The sequence below is a fragment of the Kosakonia cowanii JCM 10956 = DSM 18146 genome, assembly GCF_001975225.1.
Taxonomy (GTDB): Bacteria; Pseudomonadota; Gammaproteobacteria; order Enterobacterales; family Enterobacteriaceae; genus Kosakonia; species Kosakonia cowanii.
This window is the reverse complement of sequence record NZ_CP019445.1, coordinates 744,896-762,642: the sequence shown is the minus strand read 5'-3', so window position 1 is coordinate 762,642 and position 17,747 is coordinate 744,896. Positions and strand designations below refer to the sequence as shown.

General features: G+C 55.2%; 15 protein-coding genes. 10 read left to right on the top strand and 5 right to left on the bottom strand.

What is annotated here, in order from left to right:
- Nucleotides 1–37 precede the first annotated feature (37 nt).
- Together BWI95_RS03550 and aspA are read right to left on the bottom strand one after the other, a co-directional pair.
- Complete coding sequence (locus BWI95_RS03550) at nucleotides 38–1,339, bottom strand: anaerobic C4-dicarboxylate transporter (protein WP_076769014.1); 1,302 nt, start codon at nucleotides 1,337–1,339, stop codon at nucleotides 38–40.
- Nucleotides 1,340–1,454: 115 nt separating this feature from the next.
- Nucleotides 1,455–2,891: an aspartate ammonia-lyase gene (gene aspA, locus BWI95_RS03545; RefSeq protein WP_023478344.1), complete on the bottom strand. Its 1,437-nt coding sequence runs from the start codon at nucleotides 2,889–2,891 to the stop codon at nucleotides 1,455–1,457.
- 338 nt (nucleotides 2,892–3,229) lie between these two features.
- Between aspA and BWI95_RS03540 the strand changes: the two genes are divergently transcribed.
- A complete protein-coding gene (locus BWI95_RS03540) occupies nucleotides 3,230–3,694 on the top strand; it encodes an FxsA family protein (RefSeq protein ID WP_042718491.1) in 465 nt (154 codons plus the stop codon).
- Nucleotides 3,695–3,725: 31 nt separating this feature from the next.
- Here the strand turns inward: BWI95_RS03540 and yjeH are convergent, their stop codons facing one another.
- A complete protein-coding gene (gene yjeH, locus BWI95_RS03535) occupies nucleotides 3,726–4,982 on the bottom strand; it encodes an L-methionine/branched-chain amino acid transporter (RefSeq protein WP_054803054.1) in 1,257 nt (418 codons plus the stop codon).
- Between the two features lie 237 nt (nucleotides 4,983–5,219).
- On the opposite strand from yjeH, the gene BWI95_RS03530 reads away from it, so the two are divergent.
- Nucleotides 5,220–5,513 (top strand): co-chaperone GroES, encoded by a 294-nt coding sequence (locus tag BWI95_RS03530; RefSeq protein ID WP_007372708.1) that lies wholly within the window; start codon nucleotides 5,220–5,222, stop codon nucleotides 5,511–5,513.
- A gap of 44 nt (nucleotides 5,514–5,557) precedes the next feature.
- Nucleotides 5,558–7,204, top strand: coding sequence for a chaperonin GroEL (gene groL / locus BWI95_RS03525; RefSeq protein WP_042718495.1), 1,647 nt, complete (start codon nucleotides 5,558–5,560; stop codon nucleotides 7,202–7,204).
- 86 nt (nucleotides 7,205–7,290) lie between these two features.
- On the opposite strand, the gene BWI95_RS03520 is transcribed toward groL, so the two are convergent.
- Nucleotides 7,291–8,025 (bottom strand): winged helix-turn-helix domain-containing protein, encoded by a 735-nt coding sequence (locus tag BWI95_RS03520; RefSeq protein ID WP_167552461.1) that lies wholly within the window; start codon nucleotides 8,023–8,025, stop codon nucleotides 7,291–7,293.
- 478 nt (nucleotides 8,026–8,503) lie between these two features.
- Here BWI95_RS03520 and BWI95_RS03515 point away from each other — a divergent pair, with 478 nt between their 5' ends.
- The 4 genes from BWI95_RS03515 to BWI95_RS03500 all read left to right on the top strand — a co-directional run bounded on the left by BWI95_RS03515 (nucleotide 8,504) and on the right by BWI95_RS03500 (nucleotide 15,561).
- On the top strand, nucleotides 8,504–8,944 hold the full coding sequence (locus BWI95_RS03515; RefSeq protein ID WP_054803052.1) for a hypothetical protein: 441 nt from the start codon (nucleotides 8,504–8,506) through the stop codon (nucleotides 8,942–8,944).
- 77 nt (nucleotides 8,945–9,021) lie between these two features.
- Nucleotides 9,022–13,089, top strand: a complete 4,068-nt coding sequence (locus BWI95_RS03510; protein WP_076769012.1) for an Ig-like domain-containing protein — start codon at nucleotides 9,022–9,024, stop codon at nucleotides 13,087–13,089.
- Between the two features lie 155 nt (nucleotides 13,090–13,244).
- Nucleotides 13,245–13,598: a DUF4156 domain-containing protein gene (locus BWI95_RS03505; RefSeq protein WP_042718501.1), complete on the top strand. Its 354-nt coding sequence runs from the start codon at nucleotides 13,245–13,247 to the stop codon at nucleotides 13,596–13,598.
- 319 nt (nucleotides 13,599–13,917) lie between these two features.
- Complete coding sequence (locus tag BWI95_RS03500; protein ID WP_076769011.1) at nucleotides 13,918–15,561, top strand: methyl-accepting chemotaxis protein; 1,644 nt, start codon at nucleotides 13,918–13,920, stop codon at nucleotides 15,559–15,561.
- 76 nt (nucleotides 15,562–15,637) lie between these two features.
- Here the strand turns inward: BWI95_RS03500 and epmB are convergent, their stop codons facing one another.
- Nucleotides 15,638–16,666: an EF-P beta-lysylation protein EpmB gene (gene epmB, locus BWI95_RS03495; protein ID WP_054803047.1), complete on the bottom strand. Its 1,029-nt coding sequence runs from the start codon at nucleotides 16,664–16,666 to the stop codon at nucleotides 15,638–15,640.
- 41 nt (nucleotides 16,667–16,707) lie between these two features.
- Here epmB and efp point away from each other — a divergent pair, with 41 nt between their 5' ends.
- From efp to ecnB, 3 genes are all read left to right on the top strand, one after another.
- A complete protein-coding gene (gene efp / locus BWI95_RS03490; protein ID WP_076769010.1) occupies nucleotides 16,708–17,274 on the top strand; it encodes an elongation factor P in 567 nt (188 codons plus the stop codon).
- A 57-nt stretch (nucleotides 17,275–17,331) separates the two neighbouring features.
- Nucleotides 17,332–17,463, top strand: coding sequence for an entericidin A/B family lipoprotein (locus tag BWI95_RS03485; protein WP_034811937.1), 132 nt, complete (start codon nucleotides 17,332–17,334; stop codon nucleotides 17,461–17,463).
- 108 nt (nucleotides 17,464–17,571) lie between these two features.
- A complete protein-coding gene (gene ecnB, locus BWI95_RS03480; protein ID WP_023478333.1) occupies nucleotides 17,572–17,718 on the top strand; it encodes a lipoprotein toxin entericidin B in 147 nt (48 codons plus the stop codon).
- Nucleotides 17,719–17,747: the final 29 nt, after the last annotated feature.

Here is a 17,747-nt window from a genome sequence, read left to right as displayed (position 1 = left end):
GAAGATCGGGCCGCCGGGCAGCCCGATTTATAGACTTTTACAACAAGATAGTGCCGAAGATAAAGCCGAGCACCACGCAGAGCGCGATGGCGATCACGCCGGGGATCAGGAAGGGGTGGTTGAAGACGAATTTGCCGATGCGCGTTGAACCGGTGTCATCCATTTCGACCGCTGCCAGCAGCGTCGGGTAGGTCGGCAGCACAAACAGCGCCGACACGGCGGCAAAGGAAGCCACGGCGGTCAACGGGGAGACGCCAAGCAGCAGCGCGGCAGGCATCAGCGCTTTGGTGGTCGCCGCCTGCGAATAGAGCAGGGTCGCAGCGAAGAAGAGCACCACCGCCAGCAGCCACGGGTAGCTGTGCAGCAGATCGCCTGCCACCATCTGGATATCTTCAATATGGTGTTTGACGAAGGTATCGCCGAGCCACGCGACGCCGAGCACGCAGATACAGGCGCTCATGCCGGATTTAAAGGTACCGGCGTTGAGGATCTCGCCGGTATCGACTTTGCAGCTCAGGCAGATAAGCGTGGCGATGGTCAGCATAAACACCACAATCGCTTCGTTACGCGGCAGCACCGGGTTGGCAATAAGCCCCACCGTCGGGCTGATGGCGGTGGCGTAGAGCATCACGGCGATAATGCCGACCAGAAAGAGCATCACCGAGCGTTTGGCGTGGGGCTTCAGGGCGAACACCTGCTCGCCGCGCAGCTTCACTTCCCCTTTCGCCAGCCGCTCCTGGTAGACCGGGTCGTCCTTCAGCTCGCAGCCGAGAAAGTTACAGACAATGGCGGTCAGCATCACGGCAATCAGCGTGACGGGAATACAGATCGCCAGCAGCGTCAGGTAGCTGACGCCCAGCGGCTCAAGGATACCGGCAAAGAAGACCACTGCCGCAGAGATGGGCGAGGCGGTAATAGCGATTTGTGACGCTACCACGGCGATAGAGAGCGGGCGCGAGGGGCGGATGCCCTGCTCTTTTGCCACTTCAGTAATCACCGGCAGCGTGGAGAAGGCAGTGTGGCCGGTACCCGCCAGGATGGTCATAAACCAGGTGACCAGCGGGGCGAGAAAGGTGATGTACTTCGGATGGCGGCGCAGCAGGCGCTCGGCGAGGCTGACTAAATAATCCATCCCGCCCGCCACCTGCATGGCGGCAATCGCGGCGATGACCGCCATAATGATCTCGATGACGTCAAACGGGATGGCGCCCGGTTTGATTTGAAAGAAGAGCGTCAGCACCAGCACCCCGAGGCCACCGGCAAAGCCAATGCCGATCCCCCCGAGCCTGGCGCCAAGGTAGATGGCAAGTAAGACGAGGACAAGCTCTGCAGCAAACATAGTGGGCTTCCTTGTTTTCCAAGTGATATGAAATTGTTATTGGTAAGTAACCACCCAAAAGAAAAAGGCACGTCGCGGAGGACGTGCCTTTCATATTTTTTAACCTGGGGGAAGGTTACTGTTCGCTTTCATCGGTATAGCGTTTCGCTTTATAGGCCGGGTGCATCAGGTTCTGGGCAGAGAAGATATCATCCAGCTCCGTTTCCGTCAGCAATCCGCGCTCGAGCACCACTTCACGCACGCTCTTCCCGGTTTCGGCGCAGATCTTGCCGACGATATCGCCATTGTGGTGGCCGATAAACGGGTTGAGGTAGGTGACGATACCGATGGAGTTATAGACGTAGCTTTCACACACCTCTTTGTTGGCGGTGATGCCGTTAATGCATTTTTCCAGCAGGTTATAGCAGGCGTTGGTCAGGATGTGGATCGACTCGAACATCGCCTGGCCAATCACCGGCTCCATCACGTTCAGCTGCAGCTGACCCGCTTCGGAAGCCATGGTGACGGTGATGTCGTTACCGATGACTTTAAAGCAGACCTGGTTTACCACTTCCGGCACAACCGGGTTCACTTTGGCCGGCATGATAGATGAGCCCGCCTGCAGTTCCGGCAGGTTAATCTCGTTCAGCCCGGCGCGCGGCCCGGAGGAGAGCAAGCGCAGGTCGTTACAGATTTTCGACAGTTTTACCGCCAGGCGTTTCAGCGAGCTGTGCACCATTACATAGGCACCGCAGTCGGAGGTCGCTTCGATCAGATCTTCTGCGGCCACTACCGGCAGGTTGCTCACTTCCGCCAGTTTCTGCACGGCGAGTTGCTGGTAGCCATCCGGCGTGTTGAGGCGGGTACCGATAGCCGTTGCGCCGAGGTTCACTTCGAGCAGCAGTTCCGCGGTACGCAGCAGGTTTTTGGTCTCTTCATTCAGCAGCACGTTAAAGGCATGGAACTCCTGGCCGAGGGTCATCGGCACCGCATCCTGCAGCTGGGTACGGCCCATTTTCAGGATGTCTTTGAACTCTACCGCTTTGTTTTCAAAGCCTTCGCCAAGCTGTTTGATGGCGTCGATCAGTTTGACCACCGAGGTGTAGACCGCGATGCGGAACCCGGTTGGGTAGGCATCGTTGGTGGACTGGCATTTGTTGACATGATCGTTCGGGTTGAGGAATTGATACTCCCCTTTCTGGTGACCCATCAGCTCAAGGCCGATGTTTGCCAGCACCTCGTTGGTGTTCATGTTCACAGACGTGCCCGCGCCGCCCTGATAGACGTCAACCGGGAACTGGTCCATGCATTTGCCGTTGTTCAGCACCTCATCACATGCGGCAACAATAGCGTTAGCAATACTTTTAGGGATGGTTTGCAGCTCTTTGTTCGCCAGCGCTGCGGCTTTCTTCACCATCACCATGCCACGAACAAACTCAGGGATGTCACTGATCTTGTTGTTGCTGATATAAAAGTTTTCAATCGCTCTCAGAGTATGCACGCCGTAGTAGGCATCCGCTGGCACTTCCCTGGTACCTAACAAGTCTTCTTCGATACGAATGTTGTTTAACATGTGAACCTTCTTTTTCAAGCTACGAATGAATACACCAATCACACAATATTTATGTGGTTATGTGTCTTTTTCGACCGACGATTATTCCCTCAATCGGCCAGAAGAGTGAAATTATATGCTGGCGCGGGCGAATTGCCGTAATCGGGATCACTTATTATCTTACTGGACCCATCATAATTACCAATATGTGAAATAAGTCACCGCTGCGTAACAAACAAAACTTTACACCGCCGGTGAAATTGAATTTTTCAACTTTGCCACCATCTCATCCCTATGCGAATTCGCAGACTCATTTTAGCAACGGTGAGATGACCGTTGCTCGTTCACAGGAGAAGCCAGTGCGCTGGATACCGTTTATTGCTTTTTTCTTATACGTTTACATCGAAATTTCGATCTTCATCCAGGTGGCTCACGTCTTTGGCGTGCTGATGACCCTTATCCTGGTGCTCTTCACCTCGGTTATCGGCATGTCGCTGGTGCGCAACCAGGGCTTTAAAAATCTGATGGCGATGCAGCAGAAGATGGCGGCGGGTGAAAGCCCGGCGGCCGAGATGATCAAGAGCGTGTCGCTGGTGATCGCCGGTCTGTTGCTGCTGCTGCCCGGTTTCTTTACTGACTTCCTCGGCCTGCTGCTGCTGGTGCCGCCGGTGCAGAAGCTGATCACCCTCAAGCTGATGCCGCACCTGCGCTTTTCGCGCGGGCCGGGCGCAGGCGCCGGGTTTGGCGGTGGCGATACCTTTGAAGGCGAATATCAGCGTAAAGATGACCCCAACAACCGTCTGGATCATAAAGACGATCGTTAAGCTCCGCTGCCCGGCCTCGCCGGGCATTTTTTTATTCCGACACAGAACGAACCGTTGTGGTGCGCCGCTTCGGTAAAAAGAGCCACAGCGCCGCCAGCATCACCACCGCATACAAACTCTTCCAGCCTGGAATGATCAGCAACAGCAGGCAGAGCACGCTCCCCAACATCGCCAGCGCCTTATAGCGCCCTTTCAGCAAGCGACAGCCTGCCAGCATGCAGAGCAGGTAGATCATGATAAAGATGCCGTTGGCATAGATGATCAGCGTGTCGAGATTGATGTTGAAAGCGTAAATGACCAGCGTGCAGGCCACGCAGCAGAGAATGACCGCGTTGAGGGCGTTAAGCGGCAGCTGGCGCGCCGAGAGTTTTGCCAGCGCGCTGTCGGGTTTGTACGCCGCCTGCGACCACACCAGCCGCGCGAAGCTCTGAATATAGATATTGAGGCTGGCGAAACAGGCGAGATAGCCAATAATGCAGGCCACCCACAGCGCCTGCTTACCAAAAAGATCGACGACAATCACCGGCAGCGACGCCGCTGCGCCCAGGTGATGCCAGAGATCGAACTTCAGCACCGCCACGGTACAGGCCCAGTAGACGGTGCCCGCCAGCAGCAGGCCAATCATCAGCGCACGGGGGAAATCCCGCTCCGGGTTTTTGAACTCCGAGGCGAGATGGGCGAACGCCTCCAGCCCAACAAAACACCAGAACATCACCGCTAATGAAGCGGACATCTCCGGGAGGGTAATCTCGCCGAGCGGGGGAAAGGGGATATCGCGCAGCGTAATGCCGCCGCGCCACCAGATGGCGACCAGCAGGGCAACGATCAGCCCGGCGATAATCGATTGCAGGTTGGCGCTGGAGCCGGCGCCGCGCGTACCGATAAGCCAAATCAGCGCCAGCGTCATCAGCTCTGCCATCAGCAGCATCGGCCCCTGCCAGCCAAAGAGCCCCTGCCAGAAACCGGCAGCGATATGCAGGGCCGCAGGCAGCCCAACCGGGATCACCGAGAGAAACAGCCAGCCGGTTACCCGCTGGAAACGCGGACCAAATGCCATGCCGACAAAGTGGGCGACGCCGCCAGCGCTGGGGAAGTGGCGTCCGAGAATGGCAAAGACAATCGCCACCGGGAAGACCAGCACGATGAGTAATGGCCACGCCCACAGGCTACTGTTACCGGCCGCCAGTGCGGCCAGCGCCGGAACGGCGAAGACCCCGGTGCCCAGTAACGAGGTAGAGAGTAGTCCAACACCCTGCGCCAGCCCCAGCTCTTGTTTTAATCCGCTCATTTTTTCTGTTTGTCTCTTATCGGGAGCCTCGATGGTAGCACAAGCTGTTTTACTTATTGCTCGCCGTTCCCCGCCAGGAAAGGGAGGGGGCAGCCGATTGCATTTTCGAAAATTTTTTTTGTTTTACCCCTTGAAGGGAGAGAGGCCTAACCCCATCTCTCAGGTCACCAGCCGGATAACCGCATGGACCCGGCCTCACCATAACTGATAAAGACTTTCTCAAAGGAGAGCTATCAAATGAGTATTCGTCCGTTACATGATCGTGTGATCGTCAAACGTAAGGAAGTTGAGTCTAAATCTGCTGGCGGTATCGTTCTGACCGGTTCTGCGGCAGGCAAATCAACTCGTGGCGAAATCATCGCTGTCGGTAAGGGCCGCATCCTGGAAAACGGTACTGTTCAGCCGCTGGACGTGAAAGTGGGCGATATCGTGATTTTCAACGATGGTTACGGTGTGAAGGCTGAGAAGATCGACAACGAAGAAGTGCTGATTATGTCCGAAAGCGACATTCTGGCAATTGTTGAAGCGTAACAACGCGCGCGAACGAACCTGAACGAATTTAAGGAATACAGAAAATGGCAGCTAAAGACGTAAAATTCGGTAACGACGCTCGTGTAAAAATGCTGCGCGGCGTGAATGTTCTGGCAGATGCAGTGAAAGTTACCCTCGGTCCGAAAGGCCGTAATGTGGTTCTGGATAAATCTTTCGGTGCACCGACCATCACCAAAGATGGTGTTTCCGTAGCACGTGAAATCGAGCTGGAAGACAAGTTCGAAAACATGGGCGCGCAGATGGTGAAAGAAGTGGCCTCCAAAGCGAACGACGCTGCGGGCGACGGCACCACCACCGCGACCGTTCTGGCTCAGTCCATCATCACTGAAGGTCTGAAAGCCGTTGCTGCGGGCATGAACCCGATGGATCTGAAACGCGGTATCGACAAAGCTGTCGCCTCTGCCGTTGAAGAGCTGAAAGCGCTCTCCGTACCATGCTCTGACTCTAAAGCTATCGCTCAGGTTGGTACCATCTCCGCTAACTCCGACGAAACCGTAGGTAAACTGATCGCTGAAGCGATGGATAAAGTCGGTAAAGAAGGCGTGATCACCGTTGAAGACGGTACCGGTCTGCAGGACGAGCTGGACGTGGTTGAAGGTATGCAGTTCGACCGTGGCTACCTCTCCCCTTACTTCATCAACAAGCCGGAAACTGGCGCAGTAGAACTGGAAAGCCCGTTCATCCTGCTGGCTGATAAAAAAATCTCCAACATTCGCGAAATGCTGCCGGTTCTCGAAGCCGTTGCTAAAGCAGGCAAACCGCTGCTGATCATCGCTGAAGATGTGGAAGGCGAAGCGCTGGCGACCCTGGTGGTGAACACCATGCGCGGCATCGTGAAAGTAGCTGCGGTGAAAGCACCGGGCTTCGGCGACCGTCGTAAAGCAATGCTGCAGGATATCGCAACCCTGACTGCCGGTACCGTTATCTCTGAAGAGATCGGTATGGAGCTGGAAAAAGCGACCCTGGAAGATCTGGGTCAGGCGAAACGCGTTGTCATCAACAAAGACACCACCACCATCATCGATGGCGTGGGTGAAGAGGCCGCTATTCAGGGCCGCGTAACGCAGATTCGTCAGCAGATCGAAGAAGCTACATCCGATTACGACCGTGAAAAACTGCAGGAGCGCGTAGCGAAACTGGCAGGCGGCGTTGCGGTAATCAAAGTAGGTGCTGCGACCGAAGTTGAGATGAAAGAGAAGAAAGCCCGCGTTGAAGATGCGCTGCACGCAACCCGTGCTGCCGTTGAAGAGGGCGTGGTTGCCGGTGGTGGCGTAGCGCTGATTCGCGTAGCCAGCAAACTGGCTGAGCTGAAAGGCCAGAACGAAGACCAGAACGTGGGTATCAAAGTTGCGCTGCGCGCAATGGAATCCCCGCTGCGTCAGATCGTGCTGAACTGCGGCGAAGAGCCGTCTGTTGTTGCGAACATGGTTAAAGCGGGCGACGGTAACTACGGTTACAACGCAGCGACCGAAGAGTACGGCAACATGATCGACATGGGTATCCTGGATCCGACTAAAGTAACCCGTTCTGCACTGCAGTACGCGGCTTCCGTAGCCGGTCTGATGATCACTACCGAGTGCATGGTTACCGATCTGCCGAAAAGCGACGCGCCTGATTTAGGTGCTGCTGGCGGTATGGGTGGCATGGGCGGTATGGGCGGCATGATGTAATGGCTGCCGGACACGTGCCCGGGAAACCGGGCGCGGGTTCAACGAAGAGGAGCGGGCTTAATGCCCGCTCTTTTTTTGTCTGCATTTCAGCCCGCAGGCGAGTTGGCCGGGCATGCCAGCGGGGCTTTATCGCGCGTTGGCTCCTGCTCAACGGCCAGATCGTCCACCAGCGTCATAAATTTGAGTTTGTCACTCGACGCCAGCAACCTGGACTCCTCTTCGCTCTCCGCAGGCATAAAATCGCACTGGGTGAAGGTCACCACGCTTTTGCCAAATTCAGGCAGCGGTGCGCTGAGGGTACGGCTCTGCCACAGGCCAAAGAGCATAAAGGTGCACAGTAAAAACAGCACCAGCAGCGCCAGCGCACCGTACTGTTTACGCGCAAACAGCGGGTCAGGCGCGGCTGGTAGTGGCGCAGGGACAGGTATAGGTGTTGGTGCTGGTGCTGGTGCCGTCACATCATGCTGTTCCGTGAGGGCGATAACGGAGAGATCGCGGCTGAAGATAAAGCCGGTTTTGGGGATGGTTTTAATCACCTGCGCGCCTAAGCCATGGTCCGTCATCGTTCTGCGCAGCAGTGAGATGTACTGGTTGAGGGTGTTGTTGGTGGAGTGCAAACCATACCGCTCCCAAACCGCCTGGAAGATCGCATCGCGGGTCACGATCTCGCCGCGATGCTCAATAAAAAAGAGCAGCAAGCGGCTGCCGGCGAGGGTTAAAAATCGTTTTTCATTTTCAGCGCCCGCGCTCCATATCGCGCCATCGGCGGGTCTGAAATAGATTTCCTTATCTATAATAAAGAGCATATTGATACCTTTCATGATGCGGTTCATCATGGAATAAATTAAAAATAATATGTTAGATACTTCTGTAATAACAAAATTAATTAACGATTATCTTATCCTGTTAATTAAATCACTATATTCAGAATTATGAGACTGCACAAAAAGTGTAACCATATTGTCGATGCTACCTGTATTGTCAATAAATAAAGCCGCTTTTTTTTACTTTTAAGAGACGTATCCCGACAATTTACCAGAGAATTCTCCATGAATGACCGGGATTTTGTTATTATTTTTTTTATAATAATTATGCGTAACGCTGAAAGTGGCTTATATGACGATAATTTATCTTGTTTGTACCTAATGTTCCGATATAAATAGCTAAAAAGAAGAGTGGGAATTTATTATTGAACCTTATTAGGCGCGTGCAGTGTGTGGGTAGTCATATCCTCACGGCACTCGCACATTTAAAACCTAGTATTTTTGTTAATGGTTTAATTTTAAGGGGAAAAATAAAATGAACAATTTAAATGCCATTATATTAAGCACTGCGTGCGTATTGCTTCTCTCCGCCTGTGCAGGTAACAAAAACACCCCAAAAGAGAGGGTTTCAGCAGCCAGCGCCAGTAACGCCAGCGCGCCACAGGGCGTGGCGGCAGAGCGCAAATCGCCCTTTTTCGATGGGATCGTTATTGCATCCACTAACAATGCCTGTATCGACAAATTTAACTTCATTCGCGGTACGGATACCTCTACCTATAAAAACTACTCTGATGACTATTCAAAAATAGGCGAAGGCTACAAATTTCTGAATATTAATAAAAACATCATGGGTAAAGAGGCGAAAGAGATCTACACCATGCAGCTCGATCTCAAGCTGGATACCCTGTGTGCGAAGGCGCACTACACGAGTTACCAAATCGTTAAAGAAAAGATGCGGAATCTTGCCAATATCTGACAGAGGCATCGCCAATTTCTGTTTTAAACGCCGTTTCTAAAAACGGCTTTTTCGTGTTTTTCCTTGATGACATAATAATGAAAACCAGACAACTTCCCGGCTGGAAGCGTGGTACCGCGTGGGGAATTATCGCGCTCCAGTTATTCAGCCCACTCTTTTTTCCCTTCATCTCTGTGGCGCAGGCAACGGAATATGCTGATTACCGCAGCATGGATGAAACCATGGCCGGGCTACAGGCGCTCATCAGCGAGCCCAGAATGTTATCCCACGCTATTTCACCGGCGGTTGCACCCCAGCCGCAAAATAATCCGCCTCTGCCAACGCTAAATATAGAGCCGCCGCAGCCGGTTGAACCGACAACGGCCGAGGCGTGGCTGGCACCGAAAGCGACGCAGGCCGCGCAGCTACTGATGTCGGAAGATGTTAGCCGCTCAGCCTTTGCCTACGCCCGCAGCCTTGGCGAAGGGGTGATCAACCAACAGCTTAGCGACTGGATGGATCAAAAAGGCAGCGTCAGCGCGTCGCTGGACAGCAAAGGGAAGGTGAGCGGCGATCTGCTGCTGCCGCTGCTGGAGAGTGAACGACAGCTGCTGTTCAGCCAGTGGGGGCTGCGCAAAAGCGAGGCGCGCAACATTGGCAACGTTGGCCTGGGCTACCGTCACCTGCTGGCAGGCGGCATGCTGGGCATCAATGCATTTTACGACTATGACTACAGCGGCAAGAATGCGCGTCTTGGCATCGGTGGCGAAGCCTGGGCCGATTATCTGAAGCTCTCAGCCAACGCCTATTATGGCCTCACCGGCTGGCACGCCTCGACGCTAAAAGGCATGAAAGAGTATGACGAACGCCCGGCAAACGGTATTGATGTCCGCCTCGACGGCTGGCTGCCTGCGCACCCGCAGTGGGGAGCAAAGCTGAAATATGAGCACTACTTCGGTAAAGGCATCGCCCTCACGCCTGCCAGCGGGCCGGGCGATCTGCAACGTAACCCCTCTGCGATCACGCTCGGACTTAACTACACGCCGTTTCCGCTACTGACGCTCTCCGGCGAGCGCACCTTTGGTGATAGCCAGGATACACGCCTTGATATGGCACTGAACTACCGCTTCGGTGTGCCGCTGTGGCGGCAGATCTCTGCCGACAATGTCGATCTGCACCGCAGCCTGATCGGCAGCAAATACGCCCTTGTCGATCGCAATTACGACATCGTGATGCAGTACCGCAAGCAGCCGCTGGTGGTGCTCTCGCTGCCAAAGCAGCTCACCGCGGAAGCAGGCACGACGCTGACCATCCCGGTGACGATTAGCAAAGCGAAGTATGGTCTTGAGCGTATTGAGTGGAGCGCCTCGGCGAACTTTGCCGCCAACGGCGGCAGCTGGCAACAACCGGCATTGACCGCACTCCATGTGCAGGTTCCGGCCTATCGCGCCACGCGCAGCGAAGCCGCCAGCGTCGCGCAGGAGTATGTGCTGACCGCGGTTGGCGTTGATAAAAACGGCAACCGCGCCACGCCTGCGACCACTACACTCCGCGTGATGCGCGCCAGCGAAACGGTCGCGCCGATCGCCCTGACGCCCACCGCACCGCAGCTGGCTGATAACCAGCAGGCTTTTACCCTGACGGCAAGCGTGGTGAAGGAGGGACAGCCGGTCGCCGGGCAGCGCGTCACGTTCCATATTGCTCAGCTTGCCGACAGCAAAGGCAAACCGGCGGCCACGCTGTTTAACGACCAGGGGCAGGATAATACCTCGCTCAGCGCGGTGAGCGACAGCCAGGGTCTGGCGACGGTGAAGCTGAAGAGCCGCGTTGCGGGTGAAGGGGTGGTCTCCGCCACGTTACGCAATGGTAACAGCAGCAGCGCGCGGGTAATGTTTATCGCCGATACCGCCACCGCCACGCTTTCCGCGTTCGACATTATGACTGATAACGCGCTGGCGGATGGAAAGCAGGCCAATGCGGTGCGTGCGACAGTTACTGACCGCTATGGCAACCCGCTGGCGAACTACGCGGTGGGCTTCGCGGCGGATAACGGCGCGACGCTGATTGGCGGCAATGCGGTGCTGACCGATGCGCGTGGTCAGGCGACGTTACTACTCACGCATACGCGCGCGGTGGCGACGCAGATTACCGCGACGGTTAATGGCCAGGCGCTGACGCAAACCGTCAACTTCAGTGTCGATCGCCAGAGCGCCCGCTTTATCGAGAGCCGCGTGGCGCAAGATGCGCTGGCCAATGGCCAGGCGGGCAGCGTTATGACGGTCCGTATTGCCGATGCGTTTGGCAACCCGGTGCCGGGCATGGCGATACAGTTTATTCCCGACAGCCCGGTCAGCGTTCTGCCCGCGCAGGCGCTTACCGATGCGCAAGGCGTGGCGCAAACCACCTTAACCAGCCGCCGGGCGGGAACCTTTAACGCCACGGCGAAACTGGTTGGCACGCCGCAGGCCGCGCAGGTGAGCACCCGCTTTATTGCTGACAGCACCACCGCACAGCTGCCCAATGAAAACCTGCTTATCTCGCCCGATGGCGCGATCGCTAACGGTATTGCGCCGAATGGCGTCACGGCCACCGTTGTCGATGCTAATGACAACCCGATCCCCGGTGTTACCGTCAACTTTAGCGTGTCGCCAGGCGCAACCCTTGCCGCGACGACCGCCATTACCGGGCCGGATGGGCAGGCGCAAACCACGGTGGTTAGCGATATCGCTGGCCTCTACACGGTGACCGCAACGGTAAACGGCAGCACCCTGAGCAAAGCGACGCTATTCATTGCCGATGTGGTCACGGCGCAAATCTCCGATGCCAACCTGGTGGTGGAGAGCAACGGCGCGGTGGCGAATGGCAATGCGGTCAATAGCCTCTCGGCGACGGTGACCGATGTGAAGGGGAACCGGCTGAGCGGTATCACCGTTGATTTCACCGTCAGCGCTGGCGCGGTGCTGACCCGCACACAGGGGGTGAGCAATCTGGATGGTCAGGTAACCACCAGCGTTAACAGCCTGCGCGCCGGGCGGTTTACCGTAACGGCCCGCGTGGCGGGAACCTCGGCCAGTAAAGCGGTCGACTTTATCGGCGATATCTCGACCGCTGCGCTGGCGAGCGTCACGCTGGAGGGATCAACCACTGATAAAATCGCCAACGGCACAGACAGCTTTACCTTCCATGCGCGGGTCAAAGACGTCAATAACAACCCGGTCAGCGGCGCGACGGTGCAGTGGTTACAGGATAAAGGCGTTGCCGCCACCATCAACAGCCTGAGCGTGACCAACGATGAGGGGATCGCCGCCGCTCTGCTTGAGAGCACCACGACAGATGTGGTGAATGTGCAGGTTTCCGCGTCGCTTAATAACGAGGCCAGCATTGATGCGGACAAGACGGTGAGCTTCCATCCGCAGCAGGTCAACCTGCGCGGCGGCGTGTGGGGAGCCCAGGCGGTATGGGGCTACAGTAACCCTGCACCGGTTGTCGTGCCCGGCGCTGAGATCAAACTCTTTCATAGCAAAGGCGACGCGCAGCCGGTCTACTCCACCCAGGCCAACAGTAACGGCAGCTACAGCCTCAATGTCTTGTCAGGGAGCTACTATGTTGAGGTCACCGCGCCGGACTACTTCCCGTTGCAAACCACGATCACGGTCGTCAGAGGAACTCTCTTTGCCCAGGATTTCACCCTGACGCATCGCCTGAAGGGCGCAGTGGCGAAGATTGTTGTCAGCTGGAACGCCACGCCGGCGAATCTCGACGCGCACCTGATTGTGCCGCCAAAAGCGAGCAATCCCGGCGGTGCCCGGCAGCATGTCTACTATATGACGACGCACCCGGTCGGCGCAGAAGCGGGGCTGGAGAATGACGTGCGCAATGGCTATGGCCCGGAAACCGTCTCGATTGGTAATTTCCACCCCGGCGCGTACTGTTACTCAGTACACAACAGCCAACCGGCAACCGGCCCGCTGATGACGGGAGCGAAGGTGACGCTTTCGCTGTCGGATGGTCGCAGCTGGAACTGGGCGGTGGAAAACGCCAGCGGATCGCAGCGTAATACGTTGTGGCACGTGTTCAGACTTAACGTTGACCCGCAGGGCAGCGTGAATGTCGAAACCGTTGGCACCACCTCATCCGGCCCGCCGTATAAATTTGATGGCTGTTAATCTCTGCAAGCCCTGCCGTAACTGGCGGGGCTTTTTTGCAATTTTCCGCTGATTTATCTGAGCTGCGATGGCGACGTTTTTCTTTTAGTCATCTTTTTAGTATAAGGTTTAGACACGGACGAACCGCGTCCAGCTCATTGATTACGGGGAATAACATGTCGGTAAAATATTTGGCGGGAATGGTTGGCGCAGCGTTTCTGTTGGCGGGTTGCAGCAGCAGCAATGATCTCACCGCAGGCGGCCAGAACGTGCGTTTTGTGGAAGATAAGCCCGCCGCGCAGTGCAAGTATCTCGGCACCGCCAGCGGCAAGCAGAGCAACTGGCTCTCTGGCCAGCACGGCGAAGAGGGCGGCTCAATGCGCGGCGCGGCAAATGCTCTGCGCAACCAGGCCGCCGCTATGGGCGGTAACGTGCTCTATAACGTAAGCAGCCCGACGCAGGGCGTGCTGTCGAGCTTTGTGCCGACCGCCAGCGAAATGAACGCTCAGGTTTACAAATGCCCTAACTGATTTTTCTCCCTTCTGCCCGCCAGTGATGGCGGGCGCGCTGAAAGTACTGATATTTTTCCCATCGCTGTTATTTATTCTCTGCTTGTAAATAAGACGATTATAATTTTCCTGCTAATTAAATTTCGTCTCTCTGAATATTAAGTTTTCTTAAGCTTGATGCTTTTTTTAATTATATTTCCATAAATCTGATCTTTTTTTTAAAAAGAGGATATATCGGAATAAAGTAATAATTTTCGCTGCCGATATTCACTTCAGGACAAAACGCGAGGGAGTGTGAAAAAACAATACTATTTCTTGTATGACGTGTCGGGAGTTACCAATGAATATTACAAAAAGATTGTTACTTGCTTTCTCGTTACTGATTTTAAGCCTTATCGGCACAAACCTGATTGCGATATTTTCTTTATCGAAACTGGGTGAGTCGCAAACGAACTTTAAAGAAAATACCTTACCCAGCCTCGATATGATGAACAAAGAGATGCTGAAAGTGCTGACGATCCGCGGCCAGCTCTTCGTTCATGGTCTGACTGAAGAACCTGCCGGGATGGCGGAAATCAAACAGAACGCATTAAAGTTGTATGACGATGTTTACGCCATGCACCAGGGTTACATTAAAGATCTGGTTTCCGATCAACACGATCAGGAGATGTCGAATAAAACGCTGGGCGATTTAGAAAAGTTTCGCGCAGTAATGGATCAATTTTTTAAAGTCTCAGAGAGTAATGATCGGGCTGCCATTATTCAGGCTATGCGTAAAGGTGGGCCGGTTGCTGACAGTATTGCCATATTAATTAACGACTTTACCGATCAGGTCGCCTATAACAGCAATTTGGTAAATAACGCGGTGTCTGCTAACTCCAGCCTGATTAACCGCTCAATGGTTTTATCGATTAGCGCCACGCTGGCCGCGACTCTTATTCTCGGTCTGTTTGGTCTCTTTACCGTGCTTAACATCAAGCGTCGTCTTAACGATATGCGCGATGGGATGGAAAATATCAGCGAGAAACTGGATCTGAGCCAGGCGCTGACAACCGGACGGATGGATGAGATTGGCCGTGCGGTCGCCGCGTTTAACCTGCTGGTTGAGCGTGTCTCTGAGTCGCTGAAGATGGTGCGCGCCGCTTCAAGCTCGGTGAATACGGCAGCGAATGAGATTGCGTTAGGCAATAACGAACTCTCAGCACGTACCGAACAGCAGTCGGCAGCAGTTGTTGAAACGGCCGCCAGCATGGAAGAGCTGAGCTCGACGGTGAAACAGAACGCCGAGAACGCCCATCAGGCGAGCCAGCTGGCGATTACCGCTTCCGATACCGCTGCACAGGGCGGCACCGTGGTCAGCGTGGCGGTAAACCGTATGAAAGACATTATGGAGAGTTCAAAACGCATCTCTGAAATCACCTCGGTGATTAACGGCATCGCTTTCCAGACCAACATCCTCGCGCTGAACGCGGCGGTAGAAGCGGCAAGGGCAGGGGATCAGGGCCGCGGCTTTGCGGTGGTAGCGGGCGAAGTTCGCTCTCTGGCCCAGCGCAGCGCGCAGGCAGCCAAAGAGATTGAAACCTTGATCAGCGAATCGGTGAACTATGTGCAGGAGGGTTCCCGTCAGGTGGATCTGGCTGGTGAAACCATGAGCGGCATCGTTAACTCCGTTATGCAGGTGAAGGATTTGATGCAGGAGATCGCCGCCGCCTCTGATGAGCAGAACCGTGGCATCGGTCAGATTGCGCAGGCGATGTCTGAAATGGATACCACTACTCAGCAGAACGCCTCGCTGGTGCAGGAGTCCTCGGCGGCAGCGGGTAGCCTTGAAGAGCAGGCCACGAAACTGCAGCAGCTGGTGGATGTGTTCCGTTTACCGGGCCAGCAGCCGGCTCGCGCCAGCGCCAGCACAGTGAAAGCACCCGTACAGCGTGCGCGTCTGGCACCTGCCGGCGGCACCGATGAGGGCTGGGAGACCTTTTAAAGTTCCGACACGCGCTTGTTTCCCGTGCAAGCGCTTTTTCACGGTCGCGTTGCGTATTTCGCGACCGTGCTTTTTTTTACTGTTGACGCAGTTGTAGATCCAGCGGCGTTTTACTCGGCTCACCGCCAATCTCCCGCGCCAGCTTCGGCACCATATACCCCGACACCAGCGTCAGTAACTCACGCATAATCTCCCGCGCCGTTTCATCACTCACCATAAAGTGCGCCGCGCCCTCTACCCTATCCAGCACATGCAGATAGTAAGGCAGCACGCCGGCGTCAAATAAGGCGTTGCTGAGATCCGCCAGCGTCTGCGCATTGTCATTCACGCCGCGCAGCAGCACGCTCTGGTTGAGCAGCGTGACGCCCGCCTGGCGCAGCTGCGCCATTGCCGCACGGAAATCGTCGCCAATCTCCTGCGCGTGGTTGATATGGTTCACCAGCAAAATTTGCAGCGAGGAGCGGGCGAAACGGGCAACCAGCGTATCGGTGATACGCGCCGGGATCACAATCGGCAAGCGGCTATGGATGCGCAGGCGCTTAAGGTGTGGAATGGCTTCCAGTTGCGCGATCAACCACTCAAGCTCGTGATCTTTGGCCATCAGCGGATCGCCGCCGGAAAAAATGATCTCATCCAGCTCCGGGTGCGCGGCGATATAGTCCAGCGCGCCCTGCCAGTTCCGCTTGTTGCCCTGATTATCGGCATACGGGAAGTGGCGACGGAAACAGTAGCGACAATTTACCGCACAGCCGCCTTTTACCAGTAGCAGCGCACGGTTGCGGTATTTGTGCAGCAGACCTGGCACTACGCTGCTCTGCTCATCCAGCGGATCGGTGCTGTAACCCGGCGCGGAGATAAACTCTTCGCTGGTGGTAAGTACCTGACGCAAAAGCGGATCGTTGACATCGCCTTTGCGCATGCGCGCGACAAACGCCCGCGGCACCCGCAGCGGGAAAAGCCGCTTTGCTTCGCGTCCGCGCAGCAGGGCTTCATCAGGTTCTATATTTAAAATATGTAGCAGTTCATCGGGATCGGTGATTACATCGGCAAGTTGCAATAACCAATCTTCTCTGGAAGGGGATTTTAGGGTTACAATGTGTGCCATTTTTTTGGCTAAGCTACCAGTTAACAATTTCAGAGGGCCTTATGGCGACTTACTATAGCAACGATTTTCGTGCCGGTCTTAAAATCATGATGGACGGTGAACCGTACGCGGTTGAGGCCAGCGAATTCGTGAAACCGGGCAAAGGCCAGGCGTTCGCACGCGTTAAACTGCGTCGTCTGCTGACCGGTACCCGCGTTGAGAAAACCTTCAAGTCTACCGACTCGGCTGAAGGCGCGGACGTTATTGATATGAACCTGACTTACCTCTACAACGACGGTGAGTTCTGGCACTTCATGAACAACGAAACTTTTGAGCAGCTCTCTGCTGATAAAAAAGCGATTGGTGACAGCGAAAAATGGCTGCTGGATCAGGCCGAGTGCATCGTGACGCTGTGGAACGGCCAGCCGATCTCCGTTACGCCGCCGAACTTCGTTGAACTGGAAATCGTTGATACCGATCCAGGCCTGAAAGGTGATACCGCAGGTACCGGCGGCAAACCGGCTACCCTGAGCACCGGCGCTGTGGTTAAAGTGCCGCTGTTCGTACAGGTTGGCGAAGTGATCAAAGTTGATACCCGCTCCGGCGAATATGTATCTCGCGTGAAGTAATGCGCGCAACCGCGACGTAGCGCTCTGCTGCGTCGCGGGTTCGTTGAGGCCCGGATCATGCAACGTCTCGCAAAACTCCTCTCACTGCTGCTTATCAGCTGCGCACTGCTTGCAGGCTGCAATACCGCGCGCGGTATCGGCGAAGATGTGCAGACGCTTGGTCATATCATTTCGCATGCCGCCAGCTAATAACTTCCTTTCGTCTTAAAAATCCGCTTTTTTCCCGTTGCTTTTCGGGAATTTGTCTATGCTTAAGTGGCTATACACAAACGATATTGACAATAAAAGGAAGATATTATGGTTAAGAAGACATTTGTTGCGATCTTTTCTGTACTGGTTCTTTCATCCGTGCTGACGGCGTGTAATACCACCCGTGGCGTCGGCGAAGATATCTCCGATGGCGGTAGCGCAATTTCTGGCGCTGCGACCAAAGCACAACAGTGATGACTGCCGGTACGGCCTGTGCCGTACCG